The organism is Paraburkholderia sp. EG304, assembly GCF_046543485.1.
Taxonomy (GTDB): domain Bacteria; phylum Pseudomonadota; class Gammaproteobacteria; order Burkholderiales; family Burkholderiaceae; genus Paraburkholderia; species Paraburkholderia youngii.
In genome coordinates this window covers 1-722 of sequence record NZ_JBKGUA010000271.1, presented here as the reverse complement: position 1 = coordinate 722, position 722 = coordinate 1, and the positions used below count along the sequence as shown (strand labels likewise).

Here is a 722-nt window from a genome sequence, read left to right as displayed (position 1 = left end):
GGGTCAGCCAGCCCCTGTTCGACGATGTCGTCGCGCAGCTCGGGCAGCATTTCGACCTGGCCATGACCGGCGACGTCACCCGCTATACGCCGCAGATGCTGGCCGAACAGCTGGCCCACGTCGACGGCGCGCTGATCACCCTCAACGAACGCATCGGCGCGGCCGAGATCGCGCATGCGCCGCAGCTGCGTGCGATCGCCAACGTCGGCGTCGGCTACAACAACCTGGATATCGACGCGCTCAGCGCCGCCGGCATCCTGGCCAGCAATACGCCGGATGTGCTGACCGAAACCACCGCCGATCTCGGCTTCGCGCTGTTGATGGCCACCGCGCGCCGCATCACCGAATCCGAACGCTGGCTGCGTGACGGCCAGTGGGGGCAGTGGTCGTTCCAGACCATGCTCGGTGCCGACATCCACGGCAGCACGCTGGGCATCCTCGGCATGGGCCGCATCGGCCAGGGCATCGCCCGCCGCGGCGCGCACGGCTTCGGCATGCGCGTGATGTACCACAACCGTTCGCGGCTGCCCGAGGCCACCGAGGCCGAGGTCGGCGCGCAGTACGTGGACCTGGATACCCTGCTGGCGCAGGTCGATCACCTCGTGCTCGTGCTGCCCTACAACGCCTCCTCGCACCACATCATCGATGCCGATGCCCTGGCGAAGATGAAGCCGACCGCCACCCTGGTCAACATCGCCCGCGGTGGCATCGTCGACGAGCTG

General features: G+C 68.1%; 1 protein-coding gene. It reads left to right on the top strand.

Going from position 1 to position 722, the window contains the following annotated elements:
- Positions 1-722, top strand: a 722-nt coding sequence (locus ACLFKU_RS43800; RefSeq protein WP_410853396.1) for a 2-hydroxyacid dehydrogenase, incomplete at both ends; no start/stop codon positions are given.